Origin of the sequence: Erythrobacter sp., from assembly GCF_023653175.1 — a bacterium.
GTDB lineage: Bacteria > Pseudomonadota > Alphaproteobacteria > Sphingomonadales > Sphingomonadaceae > Erythrobacter.
Window position 1 is genome coordinate 1 of sequence record NZ_JAMNXL010000075.1, and the last position, 16,562, is coordinate 16,562.

The 16,562-nt window shown below is 66.5% G+C and carries 17 protein-coding genes and 1 pseudogene; 13 read left to right on the plus strand and 5 right to left on the minus strand.

Going from position 1 to position 16,562, the window contains the following annotated elements:
* The first annotated feature begins 10 nt into the window (after positions 1–10).
* Genes NBV68_RS09880 through NBV68_RS09895 form a run of 4 tightly spaced genes read left to right on the plus strand, consistent with a single transcriptional unit; the run spans position 11 to position 3,172 of the window.
* Positions 11–259, plus strand: a complete 249-nt coding sequence (locus NBV68_RS09880; protein WP_296309376.1) for an accessory factor UbiK family protein — start codon at positions 11–13, stop codon at positions 257–259.
* A gap of 16 nt (positions 260–275) precedes the next feature.
* Positions 276–875, plus strand: a complete 600-nt coding sequence (locus tag NBV68_RS09885) for a recombination protein O N-terminal domain-containing protein (RefSeq protein WP_296309335.1) — start codon at positions 276–278, stop codon at positions 873–875.
* A gap of 13 nt (positions 876–888) precedes the next feature.
* A complete protein-coding gene (leuB, locus tag NBV68_RS09890; RefSeq protein ID WP_296309337.1) occupies positions 889–1,947 on the plus strand; it encodes a 3-isopropylmalate dehydrogenase in 1,059 nt (352 codons plus the stop codon).
* A 55-nt stretch (positions 1,948–2,002) separates the two neighbouring features.
* The gene (locus NBV68_RS09895; RefSeq protein ID WP_296309338.1) at positions 2,003–3,172 is read left to right on the plus strand and encodes a glycosyltransferase family 2 protein; all 1,170 of its coding nucleotides are present in this window, start codon (positions 2,003–2,005) and stop codon (positions 3,170–3,172) included.
* Between the two features lie 129 nt (positions 3,173–3,301).
* On the opposite strand, the gene NBV68_RS09900 is transcribed toward NBV68_RS09895, so the two are convergent.
* Together NBV68_RS09900 and NBV68_RS09905 are read right to left on the minus strand one after the other, a co-directional pair.
* On the minus strand, positions 3,302–4,636 hold the full coding sequence (locus tag NBV68_RS09900) for a phospholipid carrier-dependent glycosyltransferase (protein ID WP_296309341.1): 1,335 nt from the start codon (positions 4,634–4,636) through the stop codon (positions 3,302–3,304).
* A gap of 163 nt (positions 4,637–4,799) precedes the next feature.
* Positions 4,800–5,216, minus strand: coding sequence for a hypothetical protein (locus NBV68_RS09905; protein ID WP_296309343.1), 417 nt, complete (start codon positions 5,214–5,216; stop codon positions 4,800–4,802).
* A 101-nt stretch (positions 5,217–5,317) separates the two neighbouring features.
* Here NBV68_RS09905 and NBV68_RS09910 point away from each other — a divergent pair, with 101 nt between their 5' ends.
* From NBV68_RS09910 to NBV68_RS09930, 5 genes are all read left to right on the plus strand, one after another.
* Positions 5,318–5,854, plus strand: coding sequence for a TetR/AcrR family transcriptional regulator (locus tag NBV68_RS09910; protein WP_296309345.1), 537 nt, complete (start codon positions 5,318–5,320; stop codon positions 5,852–5,854).
* A gap of 10 nt (positions 5,855–5,864) precedes the next feature.
* Positions 5,865–7,082 carry an aminotransferase class I/II-fold pyridoxal phosphate-dependent enzyme gene (locus tag NBV68_RS09915; RefSeq protein WP_296309348.1) on the plus strand — a complete coding sequence of 406 codons (1,218 nt, stop codon included), beginning with the start codon at positions 5,865–5,867 and terminating at the stop codon, positions 7,080–7,082.
* Between the two features lie 41 nt (positions 7,083–7,123).
* Positions 7,124–7,624, plus strand: a complete 501-nt coding sequence (locus tag NBV68_RS09920) for a hypothetical protein (protein ID WP_296309351.1) — start codon at positions 7,124–7,126, stop codon at positions 7,622–7,624.
* Positions 7,621–8,241, plus strand: coding sequence for a 2-hydroxychromene-2-carboxylate isomerase (locus tag NBV68_RS09925; RefSeq protein ID WP_296309354.1), 621 nt, complete (start codon positions 7,621–7,623; stop codon positions 8,239–8,241). Before NBV68_RS09920 ends, NBV68_RS09925 begins: the two co-directional genes overlap by 4 nt.
* Positions 8,242–8,335: 94 nt before the next feature.
* Positions 8,336–10,450: an alpha/beta fold hydrolase gene (locus tag NBV68_RS09930; protein ID WP_296309356.1), complete on the plus strand. Its 2,115-nt coding sequence runs from the start codon at positions 8,336–8,338 to the stop codon at positions 10,448–10,450.
* Between the two features lie 4 nt (positions 10,451–10,454).
* Here the strand turns inward: NBV68_RS09930 and lepB are convergent, their stop codons facing one another.
* Complete coding sequence (lepB, locus tag NBV68_RS09935; RefSeq protein ID WP_296309359.1) at positions 10,455–11,087, minus strand: signal peptidase I; 633 nt, start codon at positions 11,085–11,087, stop codon at positions 10,455–10,457.
* 44 nt (positions 11,088–11,131) lie between these two features.
* Positions 11,132–11,836: a M15 family metallopeptidase gene (locus NBV68_RS09940; RefSeq protein ID WP_296309362.1), complete on the minus strand. Its 705-nt coding sequence runs from the start codon at positions 11,834–11,836 to the stop codon at positions 11,132–11,134.
* A 141-nt stretch (positions 11,837–11,977) separates the two neighbouring features.
* On the opposite strand from NBV68_RS09940, the gene apaG reads away from it, so the two are divergent.
* Positions 11,978–12,391, plus strand: a complete 414-nt coding sequence (gene apaG / locus NBV68_RS09945) for a Co2+/Mg2+ efflux protein ApaG (RefSeq protein ID WP_296309364.1) — start codon at positions 11,978–11,980, stop codon at positions 12,389–12,391.
* Positions 12,392–12,448: 57 nt separating this feature from the next.
* Positions 12,449–13,237 (plus strand): LysR family transcriptional regulator, encoded by a 789-nt coding sequence (locus NBV68_RS09950; RefSeq protein WP_296309367.1) that lies wholly within the window; start codon positions 12,449–12,451, stop codon positions 13,235–13,237.
* A gap of 3 nt (positions 13,238–13,240) precedes the next feature.
* Here the strand turns inward: NBV68_RS09950 and NBV68_RS09955 are convergent, their stop codons facing one another.
* Positions 13,241–13,789 (minus strand): hypothetical protein, encoded by a 549-nt coding sequence (locus tag NBV68_RS09955; protein WP_296309369.1) that lies wholly within the window; start codon positions 13,787–13,789, stop codon positions 13,241–13,243.
* Positions 13,790–14,393: 604 nt separating this feature from the next.
* Here NBV68_RS09955 and NBV68_RS09960 point away from each other — a divergent pair.
* Together NBV68_RS09960 and rpsL are read left to right on the plus strand one after the other, a co-directional pair.
* Complete coding sequence (locus tag NBV68_RS09960) at positions 14,394–16,115, plus strand: AAA family ATPase (protein ID WP_296309373.1); 1,722 nt, start codon at positions 14,394–14,396, stop codon at positions 16,113–16,115.
* 317 nt (positions 16,116–16,432) lie between these two features.
* Positions 16,433–16,562 (plus strand): annotated as a pseudogene (rpsL, locus tag NBV68_RS09965) (30S ribosomal protein S12); the annotation flags it as partial.

A 16,562-nucleotide genomic window follows, 5' to 3' on the forward strand; every position in this document is an offset into this window, starting at 1 on the left:
AAAAGAAAAAATGCAAAGCCAGAACCCGATCATCGCCGACCTCGTCAAGCTTGCCAACAGCGCGGCGGGGACCATGGCGGGCATGTCCCGCGAAGCCCGTGAGAGCGCGCGCGAGCGCATGCGCGAGGCCTTTGGCGGAATCGACTTCGTCTCCCGCGAGGAGTTCGAGACGGTCAAGGCCATGGCGCAGAAGGCCCGCGAACAGGCCGACGCGCTCGAAGCGCGGCTCGCGGCGCTGGAAGCCAAGTCCTCCAAGTAGGCCCGGGCGCGCGGGCATGACCTCGCGCGGCCCGGCCATCGTGCTCGCGTCCCGGCCGCAGGGCGAGACCGGGGCGATGGTGCGCGTGCTGACCGCCGAGACGGGGCTGGTCGCGGCCTATGTCGCGGGCGGGCGGGGGCGGCAGATGCGCGCGGTGATGGTGCCGGGCAATCGCGTCGCGGCCGAGTTCACCACCAAGCCCGGCAGCGCGTTGCCCTTTGCAAGGCTCGAGCTCGAGCACTCCCGCGCGGCGCTGATCACCGAGCCGCTGCCGGCCGCCGCGATGCAGTGGGCCTGCGCGCTGACCGCGACCGCACTGCCCGAACGCCAGCCCTACCCGAGCCTCCACGCCGCGCTCGACGCACTGCTCGAGGCGATCGCCATGGCCGCTTCCGCGCGCGGCTGGGTGAGCGGGCTGGTCGCCTATGAAACCCTGCTCCTGTCCGAACTGGGCTATGGCGGCATCAACCCGCCCGTCGCCGCCGATCTGCCCGCCCAGCTCGCCCAGCTCGCCACGCTCGAGCGCCGCATCGCGCACTACCTGCTTGCAGGCGACAGGCGCGATGTTATGGGCGCGAGGCTGCTGCTGACCGAGCGGCTCCAGCGGATGGCCTGAAGAAAGAGCACAGATGAAGATTGCAGTCCTGCCCGGCGACGGGATCGGCCCCGAGGTCACCGCCGAGGCGGTCGCGGTGCTCGAAGCGCTGGCGCTCCCGGGGCTCACGCTGTTCACCGGCGACGTGGGCGGGGCGGCCTATCACCGCCACGGACACCCGCTGCCGGAAGAGACCCTCACCATGGCGCGCGAGGCCGATGCGATCCTGTTCGGCGCGGTGGGCGATCCGTCCTGCGACGCGCTGGAGCGCCACCTGCGCCCGGAACAGGCGATCCTCGGCCTGAGGAAGCACCTCGGCCTGTTCGCCAACCTGCGTCCGGCGCGGGTGTTTGCGGGGCTCGAACACCTCTCGCCCTTGCGCGCCGACATCGCCGCCGGGCTCGACATGCTGATCGTGCGCGAGCTGACGGGGGACGTCTATTTCGGCGCCAAGGGCCAGCGCACCACGGATGATGGCGAGCGCGAGGGGTGGGACGCCATGTCCTATTCGGAAAGCGAAGTGCGCCGCATTGCCCATGTCGCCTTCCGCGCGGCGGCGGCGAGCGGGCAAAAGCTCACCAGCGTCGACAAGGCCAATGTGCTCGAAACCAGCCAGCTGTGGCGCGACGTGGTGCTGGAGGTTGCCGCCGAGTATCCCGACGTGACGCTCGATCACATGTATGTCGATAACGCCGCGATGCAGACCGTCAGCCACCCCGAGCGTTTCGGCGTGGTGCTGACCGGCAACCTGTTCGGCGACATTCTTTCCGACCTCGCCAGCGCCGCGGTGGGCTCGATCGGCCTGCTCCCGAGCGCTTCGCTGGGCGAGCGGCAGACCGCTCATGGCACCTTCGGCCTCTATGAACCCATCCACGGCTCGGCCCCCGACATCGCCGGGCAAGGCAAGGCCAATCCGATGGCTACGATCCTGTCGGCGGCGATGATGCTGCGCCATTCCTTCGGCCGCGAGGGCGATGCGGCGCGGATCGAGGCTGCGGTCGCGCGCGCGCTTGCCGACGGCATCCTCGGCGGCGATCTCGGCGGCACCCATGGCACCGCGGCCATCGGCGCGGCGGTGCGCGAACGGCTCTGAACCCGCAGGCCGCGCCAGTTATGGTTTATAAAGAATTATGGTGCACTAGGGGCGCATGGATCACGCCTCTTTTCCCCCCCTCGATTCCGTCCATGAAGAGCTCGCTGACATCTGGCCGGAGCCTGCGCCCGTGACGCTCGATCTGGCGATCATCCTGCCCACGTTCAACGAACGCGGCAATCTCGGCCCGCTGGTCGAGCGGATCGATCGTGCCATCGGGCAGACGGCCGCCTGGGAAGTGATCATCGTCGATGACGACAGCCGCGATGGCACCGCTGATGAAGCGCGCGCGCTGGCGCTGGTCGATGCCCGCGTGCGGGTCATCCAGCGCATCGGCCGCCGGGGCCTGTCGAGCGCAGTGATCGAAGGCTTCTGCGCCACCGCCGCGCCCTATGTCGCGGTGATGGACGCCGACCACCAGCACGATCCCGCGCTGCTCCCCGGCATGCTCGCTGCGCTGAAAAGCGGCGAGGCCGAGATCTGCGTCGCCAGCCGCTTTGCCGAAGGGGCCAGCACCGCCGACTGGGCCGCGCCCGAGCGCGAGAGGCTGTCGACCTATGCCAATGCGCTCGCCCGCAAGATGACGGGCGTGGAACTCACCGATCCGATGAGCGGCTATTTCATGTTGTCCGCCGCTGCCGCGCGCGCGCTGGTGCCGCGCCTTTCGGCGATCGGTTTCAAGATCCTGCTCGACCTGCTCGCCACCTCCGAGACGGCGATGAAGGTCAAGGAATTCCCCCTCAATTTCGCGGCCCGCCGCGAAGGAGAAAGCAAGCTGGACCGCGCCATCCTGTTCGATTTCCTCGCCGGGCTCTACGACAAGACCTTTGGCAAGGTGATCCCGACCCGTTTTGCCCTGTTCGGCACCGTCGGCGCGCTGGGCGTGGTGGTGCATTTCATGGTGCTCACCAGCCTGCTGTTCGTGCTCGATCACGCCTTCACCTTCGCGCAGAGCATCGCGGTGCTGGTGGCGATGAGCTTCAACTTCTGGCTCAACAACTGGCTGACCTATCGCGACAAGCGGCTGACCGGCTGGGGCGAGCTCATTCGCGGCTGGCTCGGCTTTACCGCCACCTGCGCGATCGGCGGCTTCGCCAACGTCGCCATCGCGACCTTCCTCGAAGGGCAGGGCATCTTCTGGGTGCTCGCCGCGCTGGCGGGGATCGTGGTGGGGTCCGTCTGGAACTATGCCCTGTCTAGCCGGTTTGTGTGGGGCAGGTTCTAACCACGCAAGCTGTGTAGTGCTGATCGGTCGCGCGGCGACCGCAAGGCCGAACGGCCGCCCGCAGCGGGCGCAGCTTGCTGCGCGTCTAGCGAGGACCGCGCGCCCGACGGCGTGCGGAAAACAAGAGCGTCACCGCCACCCCTTGAGCCACGCCCAGATCAGGTAATCGTCGCCCCCGCTCAAGGGCAGGGCGGCGAGTATGGGGAAGTAGAAGGCGAACACCGCCACCGAGGCTGCCGGGATGCCCCATGCCAGCCATTTGCCGTAAGGCAGCCGCCGCAAGTCGCTGCATGCCAGCGCCAGCGCGGCGAGGAGGAACAGGCTCGGGGCGGAATAGTGGTAGTAGAACTGGATCGGCTTGGGCGCGATCAGCCACAGGCCGAGGCTCGCCGCATAGCCCAGCGAAGCCGCCAGCCGGGCGGGATCGCGCCGCAGCGCGCCCGCGGCAAGGCACCACACCAGCGCCGGCAGGCCGAGCAGCATCGTCAGCGGATTGCCGATCAGCAGCACCCCGCGCCATGCGCCGTCGACCTCCTCGTAGAGATACCAGATCCCGCGCGTGTTCAGCACCCATTGCGGCCACTGGCTCATGTAGCGGTGCGGGGTCATCAGCTGGCTCTGGAGCGCGAAGATCTCCTCGTGCAGCCCGATCAGGCCCTTCTCCGCCAGCGGGGAGGGGTGGAGATATTCGGCGAGCCAGTAGCCCGGAATGAAGGTCGCGGCGTAAACGGCCAGCGGCAGGATGCCGAGCCACACGAAGGCCTCGATGAGCCGGATTCCCGGCACCGGCGCGCCGCGGCGGCTGAGGAAAAGGCGGCGGCGGCCTGCGCCGAGGCGGGCGAAGAAGAAGGCCAGCCCCGGCGCCATGGCGAGGGGAATGGCATTCCACTTGGAGCCCAGCGCCAGCCCCAGGGCGATGCCGGTCAGCGCCAGCCGCCAGCGCCCTTGCTCGGGCCGCGCGGCGGCCGCGGCGAACTGCCAGGCGGCAACCGCGAGTGCGGCGATCATCACGATGTCGAGCATCGCTATCCGGGCATGGATGAACAGCGCAAAGCCGCTCGCGGCCAGCACCCCGAAGGCGAGCGTGGCGAAGCGGTCATGGCTAGCGTGCCACAGCGCGCGCATCGAGGCGAACAGCGCGAGCACGCCCGCGAGCCACGGCACGATGCGCCAGCCCAGCGGATTGTCGCCCAGGGCCCACATGCCGAGCGCGATCAGCTCCTTGGCGAAGAGCGGGTGCTCACGGTTGCGATAGGCGCCCGCGCCGGTCTCGAAGGCGGCGAGCATGTCGCGCGCGGCGGGGAGGTAGTGGACCTCGTCGAAATATTCGATGGAAGGGGTGCCGAGCCGCCAGCCTGCAAGCAGCGCAAAGACCCCGGTGATCGCTGCGACCCACGCCAGCGGATCGCGCGGGCGCGGCGGCGGGTTGGCGGCAGGGGAGGGGGAGGGGTGCGCCTCGGCCATGACTAGCCCCGCCGATAGGCAGGGCCAGCCGCATGGGCAAGAAGGACTTTTGTTTCCGCACGCCATCCGGCGTGCGAAATCCTCGCTCACGCGGCCTGAAGGCCGCATCGCTGCGGGCGCCCGTTCGGGCTTGCGGCGGCTGCGCCGCCGGTCACCGCCAAGTTCAAGCTGGGTTTGCGCCTTCGCGCGCGCTCGCCTGCTCGAGCCAGAACAGCCGCGCGCACATGGCGAGCAGGCCGATGCTGGCGCTGAGCAGGATGAAGGCCACCCACAGCGGCAAGTTCATGCCCACCGCCCGCGCGCGCGGCAGGATCAGGAAGGTCGCGACCGACAGCGAGAAGAGGAGATCCCACCACACCTGCACGCCCCACAGGTTCGAGGTGTGGTTGAGGACCACCGGGAATACGCCCTCGGCGGCAATCGTCACCACGGAGAAGGCGGCAAAGCCTGCGCTAAGCGCGCCTGCCAGCAGCACATTGCCGGGCGCGCCGGGGCGGGCGGCGATCATCAGGATCGCGGCCACGGCGCACACCAGCCCGCCAGCGGCGAGCGCGATGAAGGGGGTAAGAGTTTCGGGCATCACGGCTTTCTCCAAAAATGTAGCGATTGCTACGTGCGCTTGTAGCAACGCCTTGACGCCGCTACAAGCGCGCCATGCGGCCCCGTGCAAAAAAGCCCCCGATGTCGAAAGAGAGCCTGCTGCCCCTGTTGATGGGTCATGTGCTCGCCGAGGGTCTTGGGCAGGCAAGCCTCAGGCCGCTGGCCAAGGCTGCGGGCACTTCGGACCGGATGCTGATCTATCATTTCGGCTCCAAGGAGAAGCTGATCGCCGATCTGCTGTCCTTTGCCGCCGGGGTCTATGCGGCCGGGCTCGAAGCGGTGATCACCGCCGACGCCCGTCCGGCCACGCGCGCCGAACTGCTGGCGCGGATCCTTGAGCAGAACGCTGATCCCGCCTCGCAGCCTTTCAAGCAGCTGTGGTGGGAGATCGTCGGCGGCGCGGCGCGCGACGTGCCGGGGTTCCGCCCGGCGGCGCGCGGCATGGTGAACGAGCTGCTGGTCTGGCTTGAGCGCAACATGCCTCCCGGCGATCCCGACCCGGCAGGCGGCGCGCGGCTGCTGCTGACCGTGATCGAGGGGACGCTGATGCTCTCCTCGCTCGGTCACGAGGATACCGCGCGCGCGGGCCTGCTTGCAGGCGGGCTGATCGAAGCCTAGAGGCGGGCGCATGAAGAAGACCACCGGCATGGACCGCGCCGCCACCAAAGGCTGGCGCCCCGCAACCCGCGCGCTGCGCGGCGGCACCTGGCGCTCCGAACATGGCGAGACCAGCGAGGCGCTGTTCCTCTCCTCGGGCTACACCTACGACGACGCCCAGACCGTCGCCGACCGCTTTGCGGGCACGGCGCAGGGCATGACCTATTCGCGCCTCCAGAACCCCACCGTAGCGATGCTCGAGGAACGCATCGCGCTGATGGAGGGGGCCGAGGCCTGCCGCGCCCAGGCGACCGGGATGGCGGCGATGACCGCGGCGCTCCTATGCCAGCTTTCCGCAGGCGATCATATGGTGGCCGCGCGCGCTGCGTTCGGCAGCTGCCGCTGGCTGTGTGACAGCCTGCTCCCGCGGTTCGGGATCGAGGTCACCATCATCGACAGCGCCGACAACGCCGCGTGGGAGGCCGCGATCCGGCCGAACACGAAGGTGTTCTTCTTCGAGACCCCGGCCAACCCCACGCTCGATATCGTCGACCTTGCTCATGTCTGCGGCCTCGCCCGCGCGCACGGGATCACCAGCGTGGTCGACAACGCCTTCGCCTCGCCCGTCCTGCAGCGCCCGATGGAGTTCGGCGCGGATGTCGTCGCCTATAGCGCGACCAAGCTGATGGACGGGCAGGGCCGCGTGCTGGCGGGCGCGATCTGTGCGAGCAAGCAGTGGATCGACGAGGTGCTGATGCCCTTCCAGCGCAACACCGGCCCGACATTGAGCGCCTTCAATGCGTGGGTCGTGCTCAAGGGCCTCGAGACGCTCCCCTTGCGCGCCCATGCCCAGAGCAGGAGCGCGGTGGCGCTCGGCGAATTCCTTGAGCCGCGGGTGACCAAGGCGGGCGGGCACATGCTCCACCCGGGCCTTGCCAGCCACCCGCGCCACAACCTTGCACTCGCGCAGATGGAGGCGACGGGGCCGATCTTCGCCTTCGATGTCGGCACCCGCGCGCGCGCCTTCGCGGTGCTCGATGCATTGCAGCTCATCGACATCTCGAACAACATCGGCGACGCGCGCTCGCTGATGTGTCACCCCGCCTCGACCACCCACGCCAACATGGGCGACGAGGCGCGTGCGGCGATGGGCGTGACCGAGGGGCTCCTGCGCATCAACGTGGGGCTCGAAGACATCGCCGACCTCACCGAGGACATGGACCAGGCGCTCGCTGCGGCGGGCATGTGAGGGCAGGAACGGGCCTCCTCCCCGCCCTTGCGGCGATGGCCTTGATCTCGGGCGGCGGCACCGCTGCTGCCGATCCATCGGCTCCCGTCCCGGTCGCACACGCGTTCGAGACAGCCGTGCGCGACCTTGCGCGCAGCTACGCGCCGGACGCCAGCCTGTCGGGCCCGCGGCCGGACGAGGTCCTGAGGCCGCTGCGCGAAGCCGGGCTGGTCGGCCGTTCCTTCGACGGGACGTTCGATTACTTTTATTGGGTCCAGCCGCGCCGTCCGCTCTCCTTCCTCGGCAATCCTGTCGAGTTGGTCATCACCGAGGAAAAGCGCGGCGCCTTTATCGGCTGCTGCGTCGATGACGGGGTGACGCTGGTGCTGCGCGCAGGGGGCGACCGTGCCGCGCTCCAGCAGTTTGCCGACGACCTGCACTGCCGGCTTGGGCCGGCGCTCAATGACAGCCGCTCGGCCACCGCCCTTGAACGCAGTCGGCCCAAGGTGAATGCTGCCGAGCTGATCGCACTTGAATGCCATTTCGGGGATATCAATTCATGACCGCCCGCGCCCAACTCGTCTTCGATTTCGTCAGCCCCAATGCCTACCTCGTCTGGTGGCCGCTGCGCGAACTCCTCGATCGCCACGAGGCCGAGCTCGACGTGATCCCGGTCTTCCTTGCCGGCATGCACAAGCTCACCGGCAATGCCCCGCCGATGCTCCGCGACGCCGAGGTCAAGGGCAAGAACGAATACGCGATGCTCGAGATGCAGCGCTTCATCGCCAGGCATGGCCTCGACAAGTATCGCCTCCACCCGCAATTCCCGTTCAATTCGATCCTGCTGCAACGCATGCTCTTCGCCGCCGATCAGGACGGGCGCGCCGTAGCATTCGTCGAGGCGCTGCTGCGGCCGATCTGGGAGGAGGGGCTGGACATCGCCTCGCCCGAAGCCATCGGCGCGGTGCTGGCAGGGGCCGGGTTCGACGCCGGCGATCTCTTCGCCCGGGCGCAGACCGATGCGGTCAAGCAGGGCCTTGCCGCCAATACCGACGCGGCCGTCGCGCGCGGCGCCTTCGGCATCCCGACGATATTCGTCGGACCGCGCGGCGGGGCCACCGAGATGTTCTTCGGCAAGGAGCGCCTCGGCCAGATCGAGGAACTGCTCGCGAAAGGCTGAAGCCCCGGTCCCGCGTCGCAATCCCCTTGCCAGGCCTGCATAAAATCATAGGCTTGGCGAATCGCAATCGCTTCAGGGGACGCAACGGGGCGCTATGGGACTTTACCGGCATGTCGCCGGGCTGGCACTGGCTGCCGGCCTGACCTTCGCAGCGGTTGCGGCCAGTGCGCAGCAGGCCGCGCCGCCCGCTCCCGCAACGCTGCCGCCCGCCACCCCGGCAGCATCCGCCCAAGCCCCTATTCCCCCCGCCGCAGAGGCCCCGCCGCCACGCATCGCCGCGGCCCACTTTGCGCGCCGCCCCGCCTTCCGCGACACCGAGCTCTCGCCCGACGGGTCGATGTTCTCCTACATGCGCCAGATCGAAGGCAAGATGACCTTCGTCATCACCGAGACCGTAACCGGCAAGCTCATCCGCGCGCTCCTGCCCGATCCGGACGACGAGCTCGAATGGTCGAGCTGGATCACCAACGACAAGCTGCTGCTCGGCGTCTCGACCCCGGGCAAGTTCTTCGGCGACGACGTGCGCTACACCCGCATGGTGCTGGTCGAGGTCGCCAGCGGCACCATGACCCGCCTGTTCGCGCACACCGAGGCGGTCGAGGGCGACAATGTCATCCATGTCGCCGAGGATGGCTCCTACATCCTCGTCGCGATCCAGAAATCGATCTACGATTATCCGTCGGTGGTCCGCCACGAACTCAGGGCGGGCGGCAGGATCACCACCGTCCAGCCGCCGCGCGACGGGGTGTGGAACTGGGTGGCCGACGAGGACGGCGTGGTGCGCATGGGCACCGGCTATTACGAGGGCAAGCTCAGGGTCTATTACCGCGCCGCCGCGACCGACGAGCTCAAACTGATCGCCAAGCTCAAGGAAGGCGCCGAGGACGAGCAGTATTTCGATGCGCTCCAGGTCGTCAGCGGCTCGGACGAGGGCTATGTCCTGTCCGCCAGCGAGACCGGCCGGGTCGGCCTCAAGCGCTTCAACTTTGCCACGCGCGAGGTGGTGGAGACCGTGTTCGAGCATCCCGACTGGGACATCGACAGCGTCACCATCAGGGACGGCAAGCCCTATGCCGCCTTCTTCACCGCCGACCGCGACGAGGTGCACTGGTTCGACCCCAAGGTCACCGCGCAGTACCGCGCGCTCAAGAAGGCGCTGGGCAATGGCGAGGTGTGGGTGCAGAGCCGCACGGACGATGACACGCGCATGCTTGTCTATTCCGGGCAGGAGAACGATCCCGGCGTGCTCTATCTCTACGATGCGCCCGCAAGGCGGATGCAGGAGATCGCGCAATACCGCCCCGAGCTCGATTTCCGCATGCTCGCCAGCCCCCGGCCCATGCAATACACCGCGCGCGACGGCACGGTGATCCGCGGCTATCTCACCCTGCCGCGCGGGCGCGAGGCGAAGAACCTGCCGCTGATCCTGATGCCGCATGGCGGGCCTTACGGGATCCGTGACAAGCTCGAATACAACGACGAAGTCCAGCTGCTCGCCAACCGCGGCTATGCGGTGCTCCAGCCCAATTACCGCGGTTCGGGCGGCTATGGCGATGCCTTCTTTGCGGCCGGCACCGGCGAGATCGGGCGCAAGATGCAGGACGATATCGACGATGCGATGGACTGGGCGGTCAAGCAGGGGATCGCGGATCCTGCGCGGGTCTGCGTGGTCGGCGGCTCCTATGGCGGCTATGCGGCGCTGTGGTCGGTGCTGCGCAATCCGGAACGCTACCGCTGCGCCGCAAGCTGGGCAGGGGTGACCGACTGGAACAAGATGCTGCGCTATGATCGGCGCTATCTTTCCGAGCGGGTCAACAAGCGGTGGTCGGCGCGCGTGCGCGGCGGGCAGGCGGCGGAGGAACTCGACGCGGTGTCGCCCTACCGGCTCGCCGCCAAGCTGTCGCGTCCGGTGCTGCTGGCGCATGGCACCAAGGACCAGCGCGTGCCGCTCGCCCAATACACGATCTTCGAAAAGGCGACCCGCACGGCCCCCGTGCCGCCGCAGACGCTGGTGATCAAGGACGAGGGCCACAGCTTCTCCAAGCCCGAAAGCGCGCAGGCCTGGTACGAGGCGCTCGACGCCTTCCTCGCCAGGCACAACCCCGCCGATGCAGCCCCGGCGATGGCGGTGACGGTGGCGGCGGCGGGGGCGACCGGCGAGGCGGCGCCTGCGGGCGCGGCGGCGGGCGGGGCGGGCGCGACGCCCTGAGCGATCAGGGCTTGGCGGAGTCCGCCGGCAGGATGACGCGCCGCAGGATCTGCTCGGACCGCACGATGCCCAGCCCGCGCGGGACGGGGCCGAAGCGGCTGTCGGCTGCATTGTCGCGGTTGTCGCCGAGCAGGAAATACTCGTCCTCGCCCAGCGTCACCGGGCCGAAATTGTCGAGCTCGGTTTCCCGCAGGTCGAGGATGTCATGGCTTGCGCTGCTTCCCGGCAGGGTCTCGCTGAGCCGTGTCATCGTCTGGGGCGGCAAGGGGTTATCGCCCTCCTCCTCGCCCGCGACGGTGTAGGTGCCCCGCGGGCGCTGCTGCGCCGGTGTCCCGTTCAGCAGTGGCAGGCCCTCGCGCAGTTCGACATTGTCGCCCGGCAGGCCGACGAGGCGGAAGACGTAACTCTCTCCGCGTTGGTTGCGCACCACCAGGATATCGCCGCGCGCCACGTCTGCCGAGGTCACCCGCTCGGCGGTGATGCGGGTGCCGTGCGGCAGGGTCGGCTCCATCGAAGTGCTGGCGACGGTGAAACCGCGCTCGGGCAGCAGCTTGTCGATGACCCCGCCGTCCTCGCAAGCCGCGAGCAGCGGGGCGGCGGCGAGCAGGACTAGGGCGGTTCGGTGCGCGGCGGTCATGGCCGTTTCGCTATATTCTGCGGACGCATGGCGCAACCGGCGGATCAACCCGCTCTCACCGCTTCCAGCGGCACGTCCATGATCGGATAGCGCCGCCACTCGGCCCAGTCGTAGTGCCACCATTCGTTGGCGAGCGGGACGAAGCCCTCGGCGACCATCCAGCTTTCGAGCAACCGGCTGAGGCGTAGCGCTTCGGGCGGGGCGGCTTCGTTGCTGCGATAGGCGGCGGGGGTGAAATCGTCATAGGGGCTGGGCATGGCGACCTCGACCCCGCCGCGGTGGAGCGACAGATCGATCGAACAGCCGCGGTTGTGGCGCGATCCGGTGCGGGGATCGGCGACGAACTCGCGCTTGTCGGGCCGCGTCTCGTCCCACATCATCCGGGTGATGCGCCAGGGGCGGTAGGCGTCGAACAGGAGGAGGCCGTAGCCCTCGGCCTCGGCGCGGGTTTGCACCCTGGCGAGCGCCTCGGCCACCGGACGCTGCGCCACCGCGCGCGGCACGGGGTAGAGCACGCGGCCCATGAAGTTGGCAGGGGTGGCATAGCGGATGTCGAGCCGCAGGCGCGGATCGAAGCGCGCAAGGTCGACAAGGTCGGGCGTGGCGGTCGCGGCGGGATCGACGGGCAGGGCAAGCCCGGGCGGCGGCGGCGGCCTGTGCCCCGCGCAGCCGGTCAGCACGCCCGCAGCCATGCCGGCGAGCGCGCGGCGGCGTGTGATCGCTGCGGGGAGGCAAGGCGGCTGCGGCATGACGCCAAGGCTATGCCAAGCTTCCTGCGCCTGCAACCGCAAGCCCTCACGATAAAACACGCCGAGTTGCGGGATACAGGTGGGATTAAGCGCGTTGGGCCTCTTGTGACCCGGCAAAGAATCGCTAACCTGAGGCGCGACATGAAAGAATTCTTCCAGCACGCCGCCACCACCGACGGGGTCACCGTGAGGGTCGCCGTCAACTACCTGCCGGAGCAGTCGCATCCGGAGGCGGGCAAGTGGTTCTGGGTCTACCACATCCGCATCGAGAACGCCTCGCACGAGGCCTTGCGCCTGCGCACCCGCCACTGGCGCATCACCGACGGGCGCGGGATGGTCAACCATGTCGACGGCGAGGGCGTGGTGGGCGAACAGCCGCTGCTCCAGCCGGGCCAGAGCCACGACTATGTCTCGGGCTGCCCGCTGACCACACCGTTCGGCTCGATGGAGGGCTTCTACACCTTCGAGCGCGCCGACGGTGCGCGCAGCGAGGTGCGCATCCCCTTCTTCCCGCTCACCGCGCCCGAGACCGCCGAGGGCCGCACGCCCCGCTAGTTCTCGGGCTGATGGAGCGGCTTGCGGTTGCCCGCGCCGCGTCCTAATCCACGGTCCGTGAAGCGCACCCACCTGCCCCTCAACGCCCTGCGCGTGTTCGACGCCGCCGCGCGGCACCTCTCCTTCACCCGCGCCGCGGACGAGCTTGCCGTGACCCCCGCCGCGGTCGGCCAGCAGATCCGCGCGCTGGAGGACGTGCTCGGTGTGGTCCTGTTCCGCCGCACCTCCAAGGGCCTCGAACTCACCCCCGAGGGCGAGGCGGGGCTCGATCCCTTGCGCGAGGGCTTCCTCAGGTTCGAGGAGAGCGTCGCGGCGATGCAGGCCGGCCAGTCCTCGGACCGCTACACCATCGCAACCCCGCGCGAATTCTACGCCGAGTGGCTCGCCCCGCGCCTCGCGGTGTTCCAGGCCGGCACCCCGGGCGTCCAGTACATCCTTGCGCCTGACGAGCATGCCGACTTCACCGAGGCCAATCTCGACCTCGCGATCCGGCTGGTCGACGGGCCGGGCGACCTCCAGGGCGTCCAGCTTGCCCCGGCGATGCGCGTCACCGTCGCCGCGCCGCAGTTCCGCGAGGCATGGATCGACTGGCCCGGCATGGCGCTGCCCGATGGCGTCAACCCCTGCATCCGCGCCGGCTCCCCCGGCCAGGCGCTCGCCTCGGCGCTTGCCGGGATGGGCCGCACGATCCTCCCCCTCGCGCTCGCCGAGGGCGCGCTCGCCAGCGGCGCCCTCACCGCGCTCACCGAGCCCGAGCCCGCCACCCGCGCCTACTGGCTCCTCGCGCCTGCGCCGCAATGGCGGAGCAAGAAGGTGCGGGCGCTGGTGAGTTACCTCGCCGGCTGAGGATTACTCCTCCTCCTCCTCACCCCATTCGCCGGTCAGTTCGTGGCGGATGCGTTCGTAGAGCCAGTGGCCGGGCTTCACCTGCCGCGCATCGACCATGTGCTGCGAGCGGTGCTTGATCACGAAGCAGATCATCGCATTGGCGCGCGGATTATGCGCGCCCTCGTGGATCGCCCGCTCCATCGCGCAATCCTCGAGCCGCATCCGCCCCCACTCGAGCGCCTCGCGCCACGCCCGCCGGAAATCCTCCGCGCCGGGCCTGTCGCGCAGCTTGTAGAGCGCCTCGATACTCTTGCCGACCTTGGTCGCCGCCTGCGTGACGATCCCGCTCGCAGCGAGATGGTGGATGAAGGCGCGCTGCACCTCCGGCGTGATCGAGTTGCCGCGCGGGTGCTTGTGACAATAGGGCAGGAAGTCGAGCAGCGGGTCGTCCTCGGGAAAGAACTCCTCCCGAAACGCCGTCCGCGAGGTCGCCTGCCGCGGGTGCTTGCGCGTGTTGACGAGCAGCGGCTCGGCGGCAGGGGCAGGGGAGGGCGCGCGTTCATCGGTCATGGCGCGCGAGGAGATTGCAGGTTTCGGGCGAGTAGGAAAACCTTATCTCCCCTCCCGCTTGCGGGAGGGGTAGGGGGTGGGTGCGGAGTCACCAACCTCGCGTAGGCCCACCCCGCTGCGACTAGGCCGCTGCGCGACCAAGTCTCGCTCCCCTCCCGCAAGCGGGAGGGAGATCAGCGCCACAAATCCCCCTCCTGTTCACCCCCGGCTCAAGGCCGGGGCGGGTATCGGGCCTAGGGGTGGGCGCGGAGCCACTACAGCGCGTTTGCCACAGTAACGGCGGCGAAGCCGCCGCAAGCGCGAACGCGCGCCCGAGCTTATGCGAGGAAAGCCAAGGCGGACGGAGGTCCGCCGCCCGGCGCCTGAGGGCGCCAACAAATGACTCGCGGAGGGGAGAGGGCGGCGTCTGTCCCCCCCTTCGTCTCCCCGGACTTGACCCATGGCCGATGATCTACGGGTGTGATTGCCCTTAGCCTTTCGTCAAAGAAGGATATCCCTTCGATGGGCGTAACTTGTATATTTTTCAGGCATGACGTGCGCCCAGCTTCGTGGAAAAATCGAACGCCGCATTGCACTCGGACATTAGGCCTTCTAATCTTATCTCATGAAATTGAACTGGGTAGAAATTCGTAATTTCAAGGCGATCGAGGCCACAAGGGTACCGTTGAGCGCCTTCACAGTGCTGGTCGGTACGAACGGAAGCGGAAAGAGTTCAGTTCTCCAAGCAGTCCATTGGATGCTTCAGAGCGGTCGAAATTCAAGTGTTTCCCCAGAACAGCAAAACAAGGGATCGACGCTTTCCGAGATTGACGCCACTTATATGCCGTCTCCGGATTACAAAAATGCATCGCATTCGGGGGAATACGGCAATTTCTCGGCCGCACCGAGATTGGATGTGATTATCAATGCCAAAATCGAAGGCGTAGAATCCATAACCGTGCCTATGTGGATCAAGTCAGCCAGAAATGAAGGTATTAGTGTACATATTCCATCGAATAACCCGTTAACCGCACAAATACGCGCGAGTGGCCGCGAAGTTTCTGCTTATATACCCGGGTTGGCCGGCATTCCACTTTCCGAAGAGAAGCGGTCCAAGTTGATCGTCCATAGGCAGGCGGCTGCCGGCGATGCGAACACTGTTCTACGAAATATTTTAGATTTAGCATCAAAAGAAAAGCGTGATTCGGGTAAGACTGCATTGTCCGAGGTGGAGGCGCTTGCTTCTGCTGTTCTCGGCCCCTTATCACTTAGGGTAACGTTTGAGGAACAAAAGCATTACAAGATTCACGCCGAGTTTCAGACGGGTGCAATGCGATCTGCTGATCCTCGGAGGTTTAAGCCGTTAGAGCTCGCTGGGATAGGCTTTCTTCAGGTAATACAGATATTTGCGTACCTTGTTTACTTCAGGCCGAGGGTTCTTCTCGTTGATGAACCGGACTCCCATCTACATCCCGATGTGCAAGAGCGGCTTGTGAATGTCCTCATGGCGGCTGCCAACCAATATGAATGCCAAGTCTTGCTAACAACCCATAGTCCAAGTGTTGTGCGATCTTTGCCGCCCGATGCGGCCGTGGTTTGGATGAAGAATGGTGAAGTTTGTGCGGATGATCCAGATGAGATACGTCGTGCAATGGGTTGGGGCATACTGGACAAGTCGCTGCTTTTAATAACTGAAGACAAAAAGGTCGGTCTCCTAAACGCTTTGCTTCGGCAATGGCCTCACATTCAAAGCAAGGTTGCTGTTTGGCCGGGGAGGGGGAATTCCCGATTGCCCAAAGCTGAAACGCTAGCATCGCTGGAGTCGCTATTTGGTAAAAAAATGAAAATGCTAGTTCATCGAGATGGCGATTTTATGCTGCCGGACGATCAGAACCTTCAGCAAGGTCCATATGAAAAGCGAGGCCTAAGGGTCTGGTTTACAGACGGTTGCGATATTGAGTCCTCTTGGGTTCGTGCGGATGTCATTGCTGCGCACTTTGGTATCGATCAGAACCAAGCTTCCGATATCTTGGTAGAATCATGTGATCAACTTGATGCCGATGGTGCGAGAATAAACTTCAATACTAAGAGAAATGAGATTTCTCAATTTATTGATGAATATAAGAATGGACTTGCAAACGTCCTCGGTCATGATGAAGCGCACGGCAAATTGAAGGCCTCGAATTTTACCAATGTTTACGTAGGTAAGGACTTGATTTCAAAGATCCGCAAGGTTGCCAGTGATCGGAAGCTTAGCAACACTTCATCATTCGGAAAGTTTGTACCAGAAGGTGTGGCTTTGGCGGAAAGCCTTAAACAGGCAATCGAAGAAGTCCTCGCTGCCTGATCCCCACCCTTGACCCCCAACCCAATCCCGCCTAAGGGCCCGCATCCTTCCGGGGGCATTCCCTCGGAGCGAGCTGAACATTGGCGGTGTGTCTCCCTCGGGATGGCAGGCGTCAAAGTAACCCGGTGGCCGAAGGGCCTGACCATGTGGGTGGAGCGTTTCGGCTTGTGTGAAAGGCAAGGTGGTCCGCTCTCGCGGGCGTTCTTGTTAGCTGGGTCCCGGGTCAAGCCCGGGATGGGGCTCTCGCGCAAGGCCAACATCTCTCCCCATATCGTCCGGCACCCGTGCTCACCCTCATCAGGTGAAGTGAGAACTTAATGCCGACGATCAACCAGCTGGTCCGCAAGGGCCGCGTTCCGCAGAAGGCCAAGTCCAAGGTCCCTGCGATGGAACAGAACCCGCAGAAGCGCGGTGTCTGCACCCGCGTCTACACGACGACCCCGAAGA

Bases quoted from the DNA above. Each gene is read 5' to 3' on its own strand.
- NBV68_RS09880 (WP_296309376.1), top strand. From the start codon at position 11: ATGCAAAGCCAGAACCCGATCATCGCCGACCTCGTCAAGCTTGCCAAC.
- NBV68_RS09885 (WP_296309335.1), top strand. From the start codon at position 276: ATGACCTCGCGCGGCCCGGCCATCGTGCTCGCGTCCCGGCCGCAGGGC.
- leuB (WP_296309337.1), top strand. From the start codon at position 889: ATGAAGATTGCAGTCCTGCCCGGCGACGGGATCGGCCCCGAGGTCACC.
- NBV68_RS09895 (WP_296309338.1), top strand. From the start codon at position 2,003: ATGGATCACGCCTCTTTTCCCCCCCTCGATTCCGTCCATGAAGAGCTC.
- NBV68_RS09900 (WP_296309341.1), bottom strand. From the start codon at position 4,636: ATGGCCGAGGCGCACCCCTCCCCCTCCCCTGCCGCCAACCCGCCGCCG.
- NBV68_RS09905 (WP_296309343.1), bottom strand. From the start codon at position 5,216: ATGCCCGAAACTCTTACCCCCTTCATCGCGCTCGCCGCTGGCGGGCTG.
- NBV68_RS09910 (WP_296309345.1), top strand. From the start codon at position 5,318: ATGTCGAAAGAGAGCCTGCTGCCCCTGTTGATGGGTCATGTGCTCGCC.
- NBV68_RS09915 (WP_296309348.1), top strand. From the start codon at position 5,865: ATGAAGAAGACCACCGGCATGGACCGCGCCGCCACCAAAGGCTGGCGC.
- NBV68_RS09925 (WP_296309354.1), top strand. From the start codon at position 7,621: ATGACCGCCCGCGCCCAACTCGTCTTCGATTTCGTCAGCCCCAATGCC.
- NBV68_RS09930 (WP_296309356.1), top strand. From the start codon at position 8,336: ATGGGACTTTACCGGCATGTCGCCGGGCTGGCACTGGCTGCCGGCCTG.
- lepB (WP_296309359.1), bottom strand. From the start codon at position 11,087: ATGACCGCCGCGCACCGAACCGCCCTAGTCCTGCTCGCCGCCGCCCCG.
- NBV68_RS09940 (WP_296309362.1), bottom strand. From the start codon at position 11,836: ATGCCGCAGCCGCCTTGCCTCCCCGCAGCGATCACACGCCGCCGCGCG.
- apaG (WP_296309364.1), top strand. From the start codon at position 11,978: ATGAAAGAATTCTTCCAGCACGCCGCCACCACCGACGGGGTCACCGTG.
- NBV68_RS09955 (WP_296309369.1), bottom strand. From the start codon at position 13,789: ATGACCGATGAACGCGCGCCCTCCCCTGCCCCTGCCGCCGAGCCGCTG.
- NBV68_RS09960 (WP_296309373.1), top strand. From the start codon at position 14,394: ATGAAATTGAACTGGGTAGAAATTCGTAATTTCAAGGCGATCGAGGCC.